This window comes from Pseudomonas sp. 10S4 (genome assembly GCF_034344865.1).
Lineage (GTDB): Bacteria > Pseudomonadota > Gammaproteobacteria > Pseudomonadales > Pseudomonadaceae > Aquipseudomonas.
In genome coordinates this window covers 3,455,705-3,471,723 of sequence record NZ_CP133774.1, presented here as the reverse complement: position 1 = coordinate 3,471,723, position 16,019 = coordinate 3,455,705, and the positions used below count along the sequence as shown (strand labels likewise).

The following is a 16,019-nucleotide window of genomic DNA, read 5'->3' as shown; positions in this document are numbered from 1 at the left end:
CCATGTCACTCGCCATCGCTACCACTCATCAGCTGCCAGAAACTGCGATCTACCGCGCCACCATCCCCGCCGGGGAACCCTGGCTGATGGAGGTCAAGGCCGGCCAGACCTTGCGCATCCTCGACCTGGAAGGCAATCAAGCGGTCGATACCTTGTTCTACAGCGTCGCCAATCCGAAGGAACGCTACGACGTGCAACGCACGCTGCGCCGGCAAAACAGCGTCTACCTCAGCACCGGCAGCGTGCTCTATTCCAACCTCGGCAAACCGATGCTGACCCTCGTCGCCGACACTTGCGGGCGCCACGACACCCTCGGCGGCGCCTGCGCCCAAGAGAGCAACACCGTGCGTTATGCGTTGGAGAAACGCTACATGCACAGCTGCCGCGACAACTACCTGCGGGCCTGCGTCCACGACGGGCGACTCGGTAAGGGCGACATCGGACCGAACATCAACTTCTTCATGAACGTGCCGGTCACCGCCGACGGTGGGCTGACCTTTGAAGACGGGATTTCGGCGCCGGGCAAATACGTTGATTTGCGGGCGGAGATGGACGTGATTGTGCTGATTTCGAATTGCCCGCAATTGAACAATCCGTGCAATGCCTACAACCCGACACCTGCGGAGTTACTGGTATGGAACTGAAAATGGCGCGGTTGCGGCGGTGGTTGTTTGCCCTGTGCCAGGCCCGATCCGGGCAGTGCCTGCAACAGCGAGAGCACCGCTAAACCTTGTGGCGCGGGAGCTTGCTCCCGCTGGGTCGCGAAGCGGCCCCAAACCCGGCAACACGGCTGAGCCTGAGACACCGTGGCGGCTGGTTTTGCGACTGCTACGCAGCCGAGCGGGAGCAAGCTCCCTCGCCACAAAAAGCGCGAAATTCGTTCATCCGGGACGGCCCGGGTGCATTTCGAAAAACTGCGGGACGGCCCGCATCCCAGGTCGAGGCTGATGCTTGATCGCCTCCGGGGGTTTTGCCATGTTCGAAAAAGTCCTGATTGCCAACCGTGGCGCGATTGCCTGCCGCATCCTGCGCACACTGCGTGAATTGCAGGTCAAGGGCGTCGCCGTTTACTCCCAAGCCGATGCCGCGAGTTTGCACATCTTGCAAGCCGACGAAGCCCACAGCCTCGGTGAAGGTGCTGCCGCCGGCACTTATCTGGCGGTGGATAAAATCCTCGCCATCGCCCACTCCACTGGCGCCACGGCGATCCATCCCGGCTACGGTTTTCTCTCGGAAAACGCCGCATTCGCCGAAGCCTGTGAAGCGGCGAACATCGCCTTCATCGGCCCGACGCCGGAGCAGCTGCGAGTGTTCGGCCTCAAGCACACCGCCCGCGCCTTGGCCAAACAACACGGCGTGCCGATGCTCGAAGGCACGGAGTTGCTCGACAGCCTCGAAGCGGCGTTGATTGCCGGCGAACAGGTCGGCTATCCAGTGATGCTGAAAAGCACTGCGGGCGGTGGCGGCATCGGCATGCGCGTGTGCCGCAGCGCTGCCGAGTTGAGCGAATCCTTTGAAGCGGTCAAACGCCTCGGTCAGAACAACTTCAGCGACGCCGGGGTGTTCATCGAGAAGTACATCCAGCGCGCCCGTCACCTGGAAGTGCAGGTGTTCGGCAATGGTCGCGGCGAGGTTATTGCCCTCGGCGTGCGCGACTGCTCGGTGCAGCGACGCAATCAGAAAGTCCTCGAAGAAACCCCGGCGCCGAACCTGCCCGAAGGCATGGCCGATGAGCTGTGCGCAGCGGCGATCAAACTGGCCAAAGCAGTGAATTACCGAAGTGCCGGCACGGTGGAATTTGTCTTCGACAGCGAGGACCAGCGCTTCTACTTTCTGGAAGTGAACACCCGGTTGCAGGTGGAGCACGGCGTCACCGAACAGGTGTGGGGCGTGGACCTGGTGGGCTGGATGGTCGAACTGGCGGCCGGTGATTTGCCGCCGCTGAGCGAGTTGAGCCGAGGCTTGAAAGCGCACGGTCATGCGATTCAGGCGCGGCTGTATGCCGAAGATCCGGGCCGGGATTTCCAGCCGAGTCCTGGTTTGCTGACGGCGGTGAATTTCCCGGTTTGCGATGGAAAAAGCTGCGCATCGACACGTGGGTCGAGGCCGGTTGCGAGATCCCGCCGTACTTCGATCCGATGATCGCCAAAGTCATCAGTTGGGCGCCGACCCGCGAACAGGCGCGTGCGGATCTGCACCAAGCGCTGGGTGACAGCCTGCTCTACGGCGTAGAAACCAACCGCGATTACCTGCGGCAGATTCTGCTCGATACGCCTTTCGCCAGCGGTCAGCCGTGGACTCGTTGCCTGGAAGGTCTGGCGTATCAGGCCAACACCTTTGAAGTGCTCAGCGCCGGCACGCAAACCAGCGTTCAGGATTATCCAGGTCGCCTCGGTTACTGGGCGGTGGGCGTGCCGCCGTCGGGACCGATGGACAGTCGGGCGTTGCGCTTGGGCAATCGTCTGCTGGGGAATGACGAAGGCCTTGCGGCGCTGGAAATCACCATGAGCGGACCGTTGCTGCGCTTCAACTGCGAGGCGGTGGTCGCGGTGACGGGAGCGGTGATTCCATTGACGTTGAACGGTGAAGCGGTGCCGATGAACACCGCGTTGCTGATCCCGGCGGGCGCTACGTTGAGCCTCGGCACGATTGCCGGGGCCGGCGCCCGTAGCTATTTGTGCCTGCGCGGTGGCCTGCAAGTGCCGGACTATCTGGGCAGCAAAAGCACTTTCACCCTCGGGCAGTTCGGCGGGCATGGCGGTCGAGCGCTGCGGGCCGGGGATGTGTTGCATGTGTCGGCGTTGAGTGATCGCAGTGTCGGAGGGCAACTGTCTCAAATCGCAGAGTTGCCTGCGGTGCGGCAGATTCGGGTGATCTATGGTCCGCATGGTGCACCGCAATACTTCACCGAAAACTACATCGGCATCTTCTTCGCCACTGAGTGGGAAGTGCATTTCAATTCCAGCCGTACCGGCGTGCGGTTGATCGGGCCGAAGCCGGAATGGGTACGGGCGGATGGTGGTGAAGCCGGATTGCACCCATCGAATATTCATGACAATCCGTATGCGATAGGGGCGGTGGATTTTACCGGGGATATGCCGGTGATCCTTGGGCCTGATGGTCCGAGCCTGGGCGGGTTTGTTTGCCCGGTGACGGTGATAGAAGCGGATCTTTGGCAGTTGGGGCAGCTTAAGGCTGGGGATAAGGTTCAGTTCCACCCAGTCGATCTCAAGACGGCCCGCTCACTTGCCTTGGAATGGGATCCCTGTGGGAGCGGGCTTGCTCGCGAAAGCGGTGTATCAGACACATTAACACCGACTGACACGCCCTCTTCGCGAGCAAGCCCGCTCCCACAGGGGGTTGAGTCGCCTGTGGTATTGGATATCGGGCAGTCAGATACGAGGCTAGTCGCGAGGTTGTCGGGCGACACTCATCTGCTTTTGGAAATCGGCGCACCTGAACTTGATCTGGTTCTGCGCTTCCGCGCCCACGCCTTGATGCAGGCACTGGAAAGCAAACACCTGCACGGCGTAATCGACCTGACGCCGGGCATCCGCTCACTGCAGGTGCACTACCAACCGGAGCAACTGCCGCTGGCCGATCTGCTCGGCATCATCGCCGGTGAATGGGACGCCGTGTGCGCCGCCAAGGACCTGCAAGTACCTTCGCGCATCGTCCATCTGCCGTTGTCCTGGGACGATCCGGCGTGCCAATTGGCAATCGAAAAGTACATGACCACCGTGCGCAAAGACGCGCCGTGGTGCCCGAGCAATCTGGAGTTTATCCGCCGCATCAACGACCTGCCGAACCTCGACGAAGTGCAGCGCACGGTGTTCGACGCCAGCTATCTGGTGATGGGCCTCGGTGACGTCTACCTCGGCGCACCGGTCGCCACCCCGCTCGACCCGCGCCATCGGCTGGTGACCACCAAATACAACCCGGCTCGTACCTGGACTGCCGAGAATTCGGTGGGCATCGGTGGCGCCTACCTGTGCGTGTACGGCATGGAAGGCCCCGGCGGTTATCAGTTTGTCGGGCGCACATTGCAGATGTGGAATCGCTATCGCGAGGTTGCCGCGTTCGATGGCAAACCGTGGTTGCTGAGGTTCTTCGATCAGATCCGTTTCTACCCGGTGAGCGCTGACGAATTGCTGCGCATTCGACGGGATTTTCCCCTCGGGCGCTTCGAGCTGAACATCGAACACAGCCAGTTGAACCTGGCGGATTACCAGGCGTTTTTGGCGAAGGAAGCCGAGAGCATTGCGGCGTTTCGGGATCAGCAAAAAGGCGCGTTCAACGCCGAGCGCGAACGCTGGATCGCCAGCGGACAAGCGCATTTCGACAGCGAGGAACTGATCCCCGAAGCCACCGAAGACGCACCGCTGGCCTGCGGTCAACAAAGCATCGACAGCCACATCGCCGGCAACCTCTGGCAGGTGTCGGTTGAGGTCGGCAGCCGCGTGGCAGCCGGGGATGTGCTGGTGATTCTGGAGTCGATGAAGATGGAAATCCCGCTGCTCGCGCCGATGGCCGGCGTCGTGCGCGAGATTCGTGTGCAACCGGGTTCGGCGGTGCGCGCCGGGCAGCGGGTCGTGGTGCTGGACCTCGACTGAACTCATTTTGAAAAGGATCAAGCCATGAACTTCAATCTGCAACTCGACGCCCTGCGTAGCGCCTATCGCGACCGCCACACCACGCCTCGGCAACTGTTGCTGAGCCTGCGGGACAAAGCCGCGGCGCTGAACCCGGATTATCACCTGTTCATCCACTTGCTCAGTGTCGAGGAACTGGAGCCGTACCTCGCCGCGCTCGACGGTTGCGATGTCGACAGCCTGCCGCTGTACGGCGTGCCGTTCGCGATCAAGGACAACATCGATCTGGCAGGCATTCCGACCACGGCGGCGTGCCCGGCGTTTGCCTATGTGCCGGAGCGTTCGGCAACCATCGTCGAGCAGTTGCTGGCGCTGGGGGCAATTCCGCTGGGCAAGACCAATCTCGACCAGTTCGCCACGGGGCTGAATGGCAGTCGCTCACCTTATGGCGCCTGCCCGAACAGCGTGTTGCCGGAGTATCCGTCGGGCGGTTCCAGTGCCGGATCTTCGTTGGCAGTGGCGTTGGGTGTGGCGAGTTTTTCCCTCGGGACGGACACCGCGGGCTCGGGCCGGGTGCCGGCGGCGCTGAATAATCTGGTCGGTTTGAAAGCCACCAAAGGACTGATCTCCACGGGCGGCGTGGTGCCGGCGTGTCGCACGCTTGATTGCGTCACGACCTTCACCGCCACGGCTCGGGAGGCCAGTCAGTTGCTGGCGCTGACGGCGCACCTCGATCCACGGGACGCCTACAGTCGCAGCAATCCGTCATTGAATGATGGCTCGGCATTCGGTGCGCCGCGTCCGTTTCGTTTCGGCGTGCCCCGTGCCCAGGACCTGGAGTTTTTCGGTTGCCCTGAAGGCCCGCTGTTGTTCGGCGATGCCATCGACCAACTCAAAGTCTTGGGCGGTGAAGCGGTGGAGTTGGATCTGTCGCCATTCCTGGAAGCGGCGCGATTGCTCTATGAAGGTCCGTGGGTGGCCGAACGCTACAGCGTGGCCGGCGAATTGATGGAGCAAAACCCGGAAGCGGTGCTCCCGGTGATTCGCGCGGTGCTGGCCAAGGCCCCGGCGGTGAGCGGCGTGCAGACTTTCCGCGCGCAGTATCGACTGCAAACCTTGAAGGCGCTGTGCGACCAGGCACTGGAAGGCCTCGATTGCGTGCTGACACCGACCATCGGTCGCCCGGTGACGTTGGCGGAACTGGCCGCCGAGCCGGTGCTGCGCAATTCGGAGTTGGGCTACTACACCAACTTCATGAACCTGCTCGACTACGCCGCCGTCGCCGTGCCCAGCGGTTTCATGGGCAATGGTTTGCCGTGGGGTGTGACGCTGTTTGGCCGGGCGTTTACCGATCAGTATCTGTTGAGCGTGGCGGATGGGTTGCAGCGTCTGCAAGGTTTGGCTGCGCCGACGCCGACAGTGATTGCCCGCAATGATCGCGCAAGGCTGGTGGTGTGTGGCGCGCATCTGGAGGGGCTCGCGTTGAACTGGCAACTGAAGCAGCGCGGCGGGCGGTTGGTCGAGACGACGTTCAGTTCGCCGGACTATCAACTGTATGCCTTGGCCGGCGGTCCGCCGTTTCGTCCGGGGATGGTGCGGGTGAAGGAGGGTGGCGTGGCGATTGCGGTGGAGGTGTGGGAATTGCCGAGCAGTGAGTTGGGGTCGTTCTTGACCGGGATTCCGGCGCCGCTGGGGTTGGGCAAAGTGCAGCTCGCGGATGGGCGGTGGGAGAGTGGGTTTATTTGTGAGGGTTATGGATTGGAGGGGGCGGTGGATATCAGTCGTTTGGGTGGGTGGCGTGCTTATCTGAAAAGCCTTGGCTGACACAAATCCTGTGGGAGCGAGCTTGCTCGCGATGGCGATGCATCAGTCGACATCAAAGGTGAATGTACTGGCGCTATCGCGAGCGAGCTCTCTCCCACAATGTACGGTGCAATTTTCGTGGAGCGTGGGAACGATCATTTGGAGCAGTTATTTGCGCGCAGTGCCACTAGAATGCTGCCATCGGGTCACTGCCAACGGAACCACCATGCCGCTTCGCTCGCCGCTGTATTCCCAACGTTCGTTGGTCCTCACACTGATTGCGTTGCTGGGCGCCGGTTTCCTCGCCACGTCCTTCCTCAGTTACTACGCCTCGCGAGCGTCAATCCGCGACAACATCGTTAACACCGAATTGCCGCTGACATCCGACACGGTCTACTCGGAAATCCAGAAAGACCTCGTCAGACCTATCCTGATTTCCTCGATGATGTCCCGCGACACCTTCATGCGCGACTGGGTCGTAAACGGCGAGCACGACCCGGACCAGATGACTCGCTACCTCAACGAGGTCATGACCCACTACGGCGCCTACACCGCGTTTTTCGTCTCCAATAGCAGCCTGACCTACTACCACGCCAAAGGCGTACTCAAGCAGATCAAAGCCGACGAACCGCGGGACGCCTGGTACTTCCGCGTTCGCGACATGAAAGAGCCCTACGAGATCAACGTCGATCCGGACATGGCCAACAAGGACAACCTGACGTTCTTCATCAACTACAAGGTCTATGACTACAAGGACCAGTTCATCGGCGCTGCAGGCGTTGGTCTGACAGTCGATGCGGTGATCAAGCTGATCGACAAGTACCAGCAGCGCTATCAGCGCAGCGTGTACTTCGTCGACACCTTCGGCCGGCTGGTGCTCACGGGGGCCGACGGTGGCCCGCAAGGTGCGCGGGCTGGCCAAAGCCTGGGGGAACTCGACAGCATGAAAGGCCTGGTCAGCCAATTGCCCAAACCCCACAGCGGCAGCTACGAATATTCCGTCCAGGGTCAGGGCCATTTCCTCAACGTGCGATTCATTCCCGAGCTGAACTGGTACCTGTTCGTCGACAAACGCGAAGACGGCGCCCTCAGCGAAATCCGCCAATCGCTGTACCTCAACCTGCTGATCTGCCTGGTCGTCACGCTGATTGTGCTGGCCCTGCTCAACCGGGTGATCCATCGCTATCAGAGCAAAATTCAGGCTCAAGCCACCCTCGACAGCCTGACCGAACTGCCCAACCGCCGGGGCTTCGACCTGCTGGCCGCACAAGCGATGCACGAAGCCCGGCGCGAACCGAAACCGCTGACCGCGTTGCTGCTGGACCTGGACCATTTCAAAGTATTGAACGACACCTACGGCCACTTGGCCGGCGATCAGGTGCTGATCGGTTTCGCCCGGGATCTGGAGAGTTGCCTGCGCCATTCCGACATCGTCTGCCGTTGGGGCGGTGAGGAATTTATCGTGCTGCTCAAGGACACCGACGGTGAGACCGGTCAGAAAATCGCCGAGAAAATCCGTCAGCATGTGCAAAAACAGCGTTATGCCTACAACGGCAAGGAGCTGCAACTGACGGTGAGCATCGGCCTGACCACCCTGCAACCGGATGAAACCTTGCACACGCTGCTGTCCCGGGCCGATCATGCGATGTACCGGGCCAAACAAGCCGGCCGCAACCGCACCTGCGTGGAAATGCCTCACTCCGCTTATGAATAAGAAGCTGAATATGAAGCTGAATAAGAAACCTGACCTCTGCCCGGCCTGCGGCGCCCCCAACGACTGCAGCCTGGCCAACCCGCGAACCGCCGACCGCGCCTGCTGGTGCTACGGCGTGAGCATCGACCCGGCGGTACTCGAAGCGCTGCCGGCCGAGTTGCGCGATATTTCCTGCCTGTGCCCACGCTGCGCGCAGGTCGAGGTGCAGTTGCAAGCAGCGGCCCGGCCGATCACGTAAGATGCGCGGCCCTTTTCCCTCCGACGTCTAGCCATGCGTGTCGACCGTTTCCTCAGCAACCTGCCGCGCTTCAACCGTAAGCAGGTTCGTCTGTTGCTGGTGGAAAAACGCGTGCGGATCGACGCAAAAGTCGTCAGCGACCCGCATGCCGAGGTGCTGGAGTTCAGTCGCGTGGAAGTCGACGATGAAGTGCTGCAAGTCGGTAAACCGGCGCGCTACTTCATGCTGAACAAGCCGCCCGGCTGCGTCAGCGCCACCCGCGATCCGCAACACCCGACTGTGCTCGACCTGATCCATGAGCCGGACAAGGACGACCTGCACATCGCCGGTCGCCTGGACTTCAACACCACCGGCCTGATGATCATCACCAACGACGGCAGCTGGTCGCGCCGCCTGACCCAACCCCAGACCAAACTACCGAAGGTCTATTACGTCGAGACCGAACAGGACATTGGCCCGGAGTATGCGATCAAGTTCACCGAGGGTCTGTATTTCGCCTTCGAGGATCTCACCACCCAACCCGCTGAACTGGTCCTGCTGGGGCCAAAGTCCGCGCGGCTGGGCATCGTCGAAGGCCGGTATCACCAGGTGAAGCGCATGTTCGGCCACTTTGACAACAAGGTGCTGCACCTGCACCGCGAAAGCATGGGCCCGCTGCTGCTCGATAACGCGCTAAAACCGGGCGAGTACCGTGCGTTGCGCACCGAAGAGATCCAATTGATCTAAGCAGGCGACCGCTCAGCAGAAGTTGTCGAACAATTTACCAATGACACTTGCGCGATAGCGTGACCCCTGCTTGAATCAGGACGTCGGCCGAAATGTGACCGACGAGTCACAACATACCTCTAAGAAATCTTTTGCCGGCCAAGAACCCTCAGGTTCTGCATTCCACCGGCAGATTGCCCGCCAATAATAAAACCCGTCGACCGGCCTTCAATGGATCGACATGGGCTCCAAATTCCAGGCGTATGCCTACTGTCACAAATCTCGTGCAATCTCATTTGCGCGCATACCCGCTTGCCCAGGAGTCTTATGACATGAGGCCAGAAATCGCTGTGCTGGATATACAGGGTCAGTATCGGGTTTACACGGAGTTCTATCGCGCAGACGCCGCAGAGAAGACCATTATTCTCGTCAACGGCTCGATGGCCACGACTGCGTCGTTTGCTCAGACCGTGAAAAACCTACACCCGCAGTTCAACGTGGTTTGCTACGACCAGCCCTACGCGGGCAAGTCAAAAGCCCACAACCTGCATGAGAAATTGCTGACCAAGGAAGTCGAAGGGCAGATCTTGCTGGAGCTGATCGACCACTTCGCCGCTGAACACGTGCTGTCGTTTTCCTGGGGTGGCGCCGCGACCCTGGTCGCCCTCGCCCACCAGCCACGGCGCATTGAAAAAGCCGTGATCAGCTCGTTCTCCCCGGAGATCAACGAGCACATGCGCGACTACCTGGAACGCGGCGTCGATTACCTCGGCAGCCGGGACGGCGACCGGGTCGGCAACCTGGTGAACAGCACCATCGGCAAACACTTGCCGTCGCTGTTCAAGCGCTTCAACTATCGCCACGTGAGCAGCCTGGCTGAACACGAATACGGGCAGATGCACTTCCACATCAGCGACCTGCTGCACAGCGACCGCCAGTGCTTCCTCAAGGCTGCCGAAAAAATCAACGTGCCGGTGCTGTTCATGAACGGCGAATGGGACGAATACACCGCCGCCGAAGGCGCCCGGCTATTCGCCAACCACGTGCAACACGCCACCTTCAGCACCTTGCAAGCCACCGGGCACTTTCTCGACATGGAACACAAAGCCGCCTGCCGAGACAGCCAAAACGCACTGCTGGGCTTCCTGAAACCGGCGCAACACACCAGCCGACCGCGTTACCACTACGTCCAGGACCAACATGCACTGGCAATCTGAAACAACGTCATCGCGAGCAAGCCCCGCCCTACAGAGCTAACGCATTCCTGTAGGAGCGAGGCTTGCCCGCGAACGACCGCCACACGGTCCATGCCTGCGTGTCACCCATGCTAAATGCAGCGCACATAAAGAAAAACTTCAAATCCGCGCGCACATCTGGTACAAAGTCAGCCGCTCTGAGCGGGTGTCGTATAATGGCATTACTCCAGCTTCCCAAGCTGATAACGAGGGTTCGATTCCCTTCACCCGCTCCAATCGAATTTTGGTCTCACGTTGAAGGTTTTTTTGACGGGGGATGTAGAGACAGAAAAAAACCGGTCCAAGTGGCCGGTTTTTTTGTGTCTGGGATTTGGGGAGCGTTACTCAGCAAACACCGAGATATTCGTTCCGCCACCGTCTCGGGCAAACGCCTGGCATTCAATCGCCAACCCTCTCTGTTCAACCGATGCGATCTCTCCACTATCCTTGATTGCCTGCTGATGGCATTGCTTCGAAAACTTAACGACGTCAGCCGCAGATCGCGACGAAACCAGACTGCCAACGCGACCGACCAACTCATAGAACTGCTGATCGGGATTTGGGCCGTCCCACAATACGTACACATTTGGCTTACCGAGCGCGCAATTTACGGACAGCGTGATATTCGGGCCATCTCGATATTCAGTATTTTGTTTATCTACTGCCTGTTTTATTTGCGTTAAGTGACGCTCCTCCTTGAGTGCCGCAAGGATCGTTTCACAGGACTCGGCAAGGACTGCCGTGGAAAACATCAGCAGGGCCACTCCAAGGTAGATTTTTGTTAGAAATTCAATCTTCATAGCGTTACTCAATTGAATCCTGAATATGCACCGCTGGACCTGGGTGGGTGAAGCGTTTGAGAGCTCTCCACGCCAGTGAATAGAATGCTCAGGTCTTTATAAAACTCTGTAATTTTTTACTCACGGTTCGCACCCTCCTCCCCTACTCCGCTCCCTCTTTCTCAGTCGTTTTTTTCAAAAAAGCAACGTCCTACACTACTCTAGGAATTGTCCGTAGACTTGCGCATTGCTGCGTTTTCACCATGAAGCCTATAGTCACCCAACGCCAAAATGGCGTGTCGGGTTTGGCGACTCGGCGACATGGTGCAGAAGCTTCCTATGCAATTTCGGAGCGCTTCTGGGCGCACTTAGCTGCCTGTTTTTTGGTAGCTGTGCGTGGGAGATCTTAGGATCTGCCGGTTTTACCATGTCCGGTTCGCCAACCCGCGTACAGCTGCCACCCATTTGTTTGGCGACAAATTGAGTGGTAGCGGCCTTTTAACTACATGGTGATTATTTATGAACGAATACATGGCTTTAACCAGCAACGCCGACGATTTACCTTCCCTGTTCGTCAACACCACTCAACCGCTGCACTCCCTGCTCAGCACGGCCAGTTACAGAATCCGGGCTGTGACGCAGCTTCTTGAAAATCTCGCGATGCGAGGCGACATCACGTCTGATTCGGTGATCCTCAGCGATTTTGCATTGCTCTGCTGCGTGCCCTTGCGCGATGGTTACGATGTGCTGGACGTGATTGCTCGACGGCTGGATGCGGAATAGTTCTGACGTTAGATCGGGCGCCTTTCGGGGCGCCCTTTGAGCTCATAGCCTGCTAGCGATAGCACGAGCGACGTATCACTGTGGCGAGGGAGCTTGCTCCCGTTGAACTGCGTAGCAGTTCCATCTTTGGGGCCGCTTCGCAGCCCAGCGGGAGCAAGCTCCCTCGCCACAGGTTCAGTGTCACGCCTAAGTGACTGGCATACCCCTGAATGGTCGGACTGCGCTTACACATCCATAACGCACATCCCATTTCCCCGCCTCGCCCAACCCGCTAGCATCTCCCCCATCGCCAACCACCCTCCCCCTGCGCGGCCATCAATGAATACGCGCCACAACTCTTCGAGGGAAACCACCGGTGCGGCCCGTGACGAACTCAACAGAGCACCCCGAACATGACGCAAAACATTTACGACGATCCGGAATTTTTCCAGGGCTATAGCCAGATGGGCCGTTCCATTGGCGGACTAAACGCCGCGCCGGAATGGCCAGCGCTTCAGTCCATGCTGCCGCCGATGAAAGGCTTGAAGGTGGTGGACCTAGGCTGCGGTTACGGCTGGTTCAGCCGTTGGGCCAGTGAGCAAGGTGCTGAAAGCGTGCTCGGTCTCGATGTGTCGGAGAAGATGCTGGAACAGGCGCGCAACACGACTTCTGCCGCCAACATCCAATACGCCCGCGCCGACCTTGAACATCTCGACTTGCCCAAGGGAAGTTTCGATCTGGCCTACAGCTCTCTGGCGCTGCACTACATCAAGGATCTTCCGGGGCTGTTCGCCAATATCCACGCGGCCCTGAAGCCCGGTTCGCGCTTTGTGTTTTCCATTGAGCATCCGATCTTCATGGCACCGCGTAATCCGGGGTGGTTGATTGATGGTGAAGGTCGCAAGCGTTGGCCGCTGGACAGTTATCAACTGGAAGGCGAGCGGGTGACTCATTGGCTGGCTAAAGGCGTGATCAAGCAGCACCGAACGGTGGGGACTTTGTTGAATACATTGATTGCGGCGGGGTTCGCGATTCGGCATGTCAATGAATGGGGGCCGAGTGATGCGCAGGTCGCCGCGCAGCTGGCGCTGGCTGAGGAGCGTGAGCGGCCGATGATGATGCTGGTGGGGGTTGAGCGCTGAAATCGGAACCCTATGGCTAACGCCTGTCAGTTAAGCGTGACTCAACCTGTGGCGAGGGGGCTTGCCCCGCTCGGCTGCGAAGCAGTCGTGAAATCATCGCATGCGGTGAACCCGTTACATCTCGGTTGCTGGTTTTGGGGCCGCTTCGCGACCCAACGGGGGCAAGCCCCCTCGCCACAGGTTTTGTGTTCACCACACCCTATTCATTTGCAGTCGCCTGCCCCTTTTCATTCAGCCCTCACAGGGTCGCAACAATGAACAACCGCGGAAACGGCAACAACACGGTCCCATCCTCCAACGCTGGATAAGCCTGTTCAATCGCCGCCAGATATTGCTTCAGATACTGCGCCCGCTCGCCCTCATCCAGCGGATCGAGAAACGGCCGCAACCCACTGCCCTTGAACCACTCCACCACGCCCGAAGCACCGCCCGCCAGCGGATGGTGGTAGGTCGTGCGCCACACATCGACGCGCTTGCAGTGCGGCCGCAGCATCGAGTAGTAAGCGCTGGCACTGGCCATTTCCGTGCGTTGCCCGGCGGCGTCCGCCAGTTTGCTGGCCCACGGGCCATTGGCGGCGACTTCGCGCATCAGGCGATGGGACGGTTCGTTGAGGTTGTCGGGCATCTGGATGGCCAGGCTGCCGCCCTTGGTCAATCGAGAGGCCAACGACGGCAGTAACGTTGCGTGATCGGGCAGCCACTGCAACACCGCGTTGGCGAAGATCACGTCGAACGGGCCGCTATCGTTCCAGGTTCCGATGTCTACGGTATCGAACTGCACTTCAGGCAGGCGCTTGCGGGCGGCTTCGATCATGTCGGCCGAACTGTCCACACCACGCACGATGGCATTGCCGAAGCGTTCAACCAGCAGCTCGGTTGAGTTGCCAGGGCCGCAGCCGATGTCGATGGCCGAGCGCGCGTCTATGGGCGGGATGGCCGCGAGCAGGTCGCGGGCCGGGCGGGTGCGTTCATCTTCAAAAGCGACGTATTGTTTGGCGGACCAACTCATTGCGTTCTCCTGGCGGTACGTTGTCAGGCCTGGGCAGACAACCGGTTGGCTACAATACTCCGACCGATGCATCTGCCCAATCCGACTTATGTATCGTCAGTTGACCCAACCGCCCTGCTGCCAGTGCCAGCCATCGCGATGCTGTTCCCAATGCGGATGCACATAGCGATAACCCCGACGTTCCGGCTCCCAATGGCCATGAACGGCGACATAACGCCCACCGTCCCAACGCCAGTAGCCGTGAGACCAAACGTAACCCTGCCGCCCCACTGGCTCGACTTCAATAACGCGCTCCGGTGGCGGCTGCGGCGCGACGACTTCTACGTATTCGCGTTGCACCGGGCGCCGGTCATGAACGACCCGCTCTTGCACGCAACCAGAAGCGGCGACAACCACCGCCAACAACGCCATATAACGTATCAACATGCTGCCTCCATCGAGTGAACCAGCAAAAAAATGCCCCCTGTTACAGCCATGCTCCTGCCTGGCTAATTGATTTTGTAACAGGTCCTATCTGTCTATTGCCTGAACTCGATTCGATTCACCTCTGCAAAACCCTGAGGATTAGAAGGCAGCTTTTTAATCGCCAAATCATCGGAAGTCATAACCAAATCGACCGTTCGTCGAGCGATTGGTAAAGCAATTTTGACAGCCTACATATCGCATCTATAGTCCTACTCGCGGCCAGTCGGAAGGAACCCGACCTGTCAATTTACACGCAGGGAGCAAGGCCAGTTCATGCCCCGAGATCGGTGGGTTCCGCCCGTAGTGTTTCAACAACGGCCGCAAGGCAAGCAAGCGTTGTCGCGCCTGGAAAGATGCCAGGCACTCACTATGAACAAGGAGCTTTACTATGTCTCGATTCACGGATGTGCTGGTCACTATCGACACTGAAACCATTCTGAAAAACTATCCGAACATCAGCAAAAACCCCGCTTCGCCAACGATGATCGACGTTAATCATGTGTACATGGTGACAAACCGGGACAACGTGATAAATGGCCAGGCCGGTGGCGAGCTCAACGTGAAAGCCAGCGTGGGCGATATGATTCGCTGGCGTGAAACCAGCCTGTCACAAAGCTTCGAGAAGGCTGTGATTTTCTACAAGTTCATTGGCAACGTCGGCAACGAGTTGATCACCCCGCCTTCGCCACGCAAGGCTACGGCCTGCGTCGCCGTCCCTAACACCAGCAACCCATCGGTGCCGAGCTGCCAGAAAGTCGATAACCATTACTGGTCTTCGGAAACACTTTCGTGCGGTAGCGTGACCTATCACTTCCATTTCCTGATCGTTGATCGCGACTGCAAAATCGTCGGCTGCTGCTCGTGGGATCCGTTCATCACCATCAGCAACTGACGAAGGCTGGCCCCTTGGCAACAAGGGGCCTTCCCAAATCGTTGCCGTTTCGTCGGGAACAGGATGTCTTGCATGAACCGAAGCGGCTGCCGTCTTGTGCCAACATCATGAAAGGAATCCATGATGACTTCCGAACCGATCAAATCGCCTTCATCCAGTGTCGCGACGGCCAACAATGTTCTGCTGGTCGTCGATGCCGAATCGCTGCTCGCCAAGTACCCAACTCCTAGTCTGGAGGCCGAAAACCCGACGACTATCAGCGATGGATTTATCGTTGTCATCAATGGGGTGCACGCAGCACAAAGTATTAAAAATGACAGCCAATTAACCCTGACTGCCAGCAACGGAAAAACCTTTCATATCCGCGGTAGAACCGTAAGCCTGATCGCTGAGCACAGCGTGGTGTTCTACGACATGGCCGTGGGCGATACCCAAGCACTTTCACCACCGAAACTGGTGGTGCACGCCGGCCTCACCGTACCGGCCCCTGACGCTACAAACCCGACCCAACCGGGCAGCCACCAGGCCGACGATCACTATTGGGAGTGCTCGCAACTGAGCCCGGGTGTAGCCGACTGCGAACTGAGCTTCATGCTGGTCGACAAGAGTTGCGAGGTGGTGGGGTATTTCAGCTGGAAGGTTGAAGCGAAGCTTTCTGCTTGAACGGATCCCATAAAAAACCG

At 59.1% G+C, this 16,019-nt stretch carries 13 protein-coding genes, 1 tRNA gene and 1 pseudogene; 12 read left to right on the top strand and 3 right to left on the bottom strand.

Translation table 11 applies throughout. The annotated features are described in order from the left end of the window. Positions 1-2 precede the first annotated feature (2 nt). The 8 genes and pseudogenes from RHM58_RS16090 to RHM58_RS16055 all read left to right on the top strand — a co-directional run bounded on the left by RHM58_RS16090 (position 3) and on the right by RHM58_RS16055 (position 10,523). A complete protein-coding gene (locus RHM58_RS16090; RefSeq protein ID WP_201255625.1) occupies positions 3-644 on the top strand; it encodes an urea amidolyase associated protein UAAP2 in 642 nt (213 codons plus the stop codon). 331 nt (positions 645-975) lie between these two features. Further along, positions 976-4,613, top strand: a pseudogene (uca, locus tag RHM58_RS16085) (urea carboxylase). 24 nt (positions 4,614-4,637) lie between these two features. Then, positions 4,638-6,416, top strand: a complete 1,779-nt coding sequence (gene atzF / locus RHM58_RS16080) for an allophanate hydrolase (protein WP_201256417.1) — start codon at positions 4,638-4,640, stop codon at positions 6,414-6,416. 205 nt (positions 6,417-6,621) lie between these two features. Then, positions 6,622-8,109: a sensor domain-containing diguanylate cyclase gene (locus tag RHM58_RS16075; RefSeq protein ID WP_322270738.1), complete on the top strand. Its 1,488-nt coding sequence runs from the start codon at positions 6,622-6,624 to the stop codon at positions 8,107-8,109. A 10-nt stretch (positions 8,110-8,119) separates the two neighbouring features. Next, positions 8,120-8,347 (top strand): cysteine-rich CWC family protein, encoded by a 228-nt coding sequence (locus RHM58_RS16070; protein ID WP_201201452.1) that lies wholly within the window; start codon positions 8,120-8,122, stop codon positions 8,345-8,347. Positions 8,348-8,380: 33 nt separating this feature from the next. Continuing rightward, positions 8,381-9,073 carry a pseudouridine synthase gene (locus tag RHM58_RS16065; protein WP_201201450.1) on the top strand — a complete coding sequence of 231 codons (693 nt, stop codon included), beginning with the start codon at positions 8,381-8,383 and terminating at the stop codon, positions 9,071-9,073. Between the two features lie 311 nt (positions 9,074-9,384). Beyond that, positions 9,385-10,269: an alpha/beta fold hydrolase gene (locus RHM58_RS16060; RefSeq protein ID WP_201201449.1), complete on the top strand. Its 885-nt coding sequence runs from the start codon at positions 9,385-9,387 to the stop codon at positions 10,267-10,269. Between the two features lie 180 nt (positions 10,270-10,449). Then, a tRNA-Gly gene (locus RHM58_RS16055) sits at positions 10,450-10,523 on the top strand. A gap of 105 nt (positions 10,524-10,628) precedes the next feature. Here the strand turns inward: RHM58_RS16055 and RHM58_RS16050 are convergent. Next, positions 10,629-11,087: a hypothetical protein gene (locus tag RHM58_RS16050; RefSeq protein WP_322270737.1), complete on the bottom strand. Its 459-nt coding sequence runs from the start codon at positions 11,085-11,087 to the stop codon at positions 10,629-10,631. 498 nt (positions 11,088-11,585) lie between these two features. On the opposite strand from RHM58_RS16050, the gene RHM58_RS16045 reads away from it, so the two are divergent. Next, the gene (locus tag RHM58_RS16045) at positions 11,586-11,849 is read left to right on the top strand and encodes a short-chain dehydrogenase (protein WP_322270736.1); all 264 of its coding nucleotides are present in this window, start codon (positions 11,586-11,588) and stop codon (positions 11,847-11,849) included. A gap of 392 nt (positions 11,850-12,241) precedes the next feature. Continuing rightward, positions 12,242-12,970, top strand: coding sequence for a class I SAM-dependent methyltransferase (locus RHM58_RS16040; RefSeq protein ID WP_322270735.1), 729 nt, complete (start codon positions 12,242-12,244; stop codon positions 12,968-12,970). Positions 12,971-13,208: 238 nt separating this feature from the next. Here the strand turns inward: RHM58_RS16040 and tam are convergent, their stop codons facing one another. Next, positions 13,209-13,979, bottom strand: a complete 771-nt coding sequence (tam, locus tag RHM58_RS16035; protein ID WP_322270734.1) for a trans-aconitate 2-methyltransferase — start codon at positions 13,977-13,979, stop codon at positions 13,209-13,211. Positions 13,980-14,075: 96 nt separating this feature from the next. After that, the gene (locus RHM58_RS16030; protein WP_322270733.1) at positions 14,076-14,405 is read right to left on the bottom strand and encodes a hypothetical protein; all 330 of its coding nucleotides are present in this window, start codon (positions 14,403-14,405) and stop codon (positions 14,076-14,078) included. Positions 14,406-14,832: 427 nt separating this feature from the next. Here RHM58_RS16030 and RHM58_RS16025 point away from each other — a divergent pair, with 427 nt between their 5' ends. Beyond that, positions 14,833-15,336: an inclusion body family protein gene (locus tag RHM58_RS16025; RefSeq protein ID WP_201201424.1), complete on the top strand. Its 504-nt coding sequence runs from the start codon at positions 14,833-14,835 to the stop codon at positions 15,334-15,336. A gap of 123 nt (positions 15,337-15,459) precedes the next feature. Then, positions 15,460-15,999, top strand: coding sequence for an AidA/PixA family protein (locus RHM58_RS16020; RefSeq protein WP_322270852.1), 540 nt, complete (start codon positions 15,460-15,462; stop codon positions 15,997-15,999). The last annotated feature ends 20 nt before the right edge of the window (positions 16,000-16,019 follow it).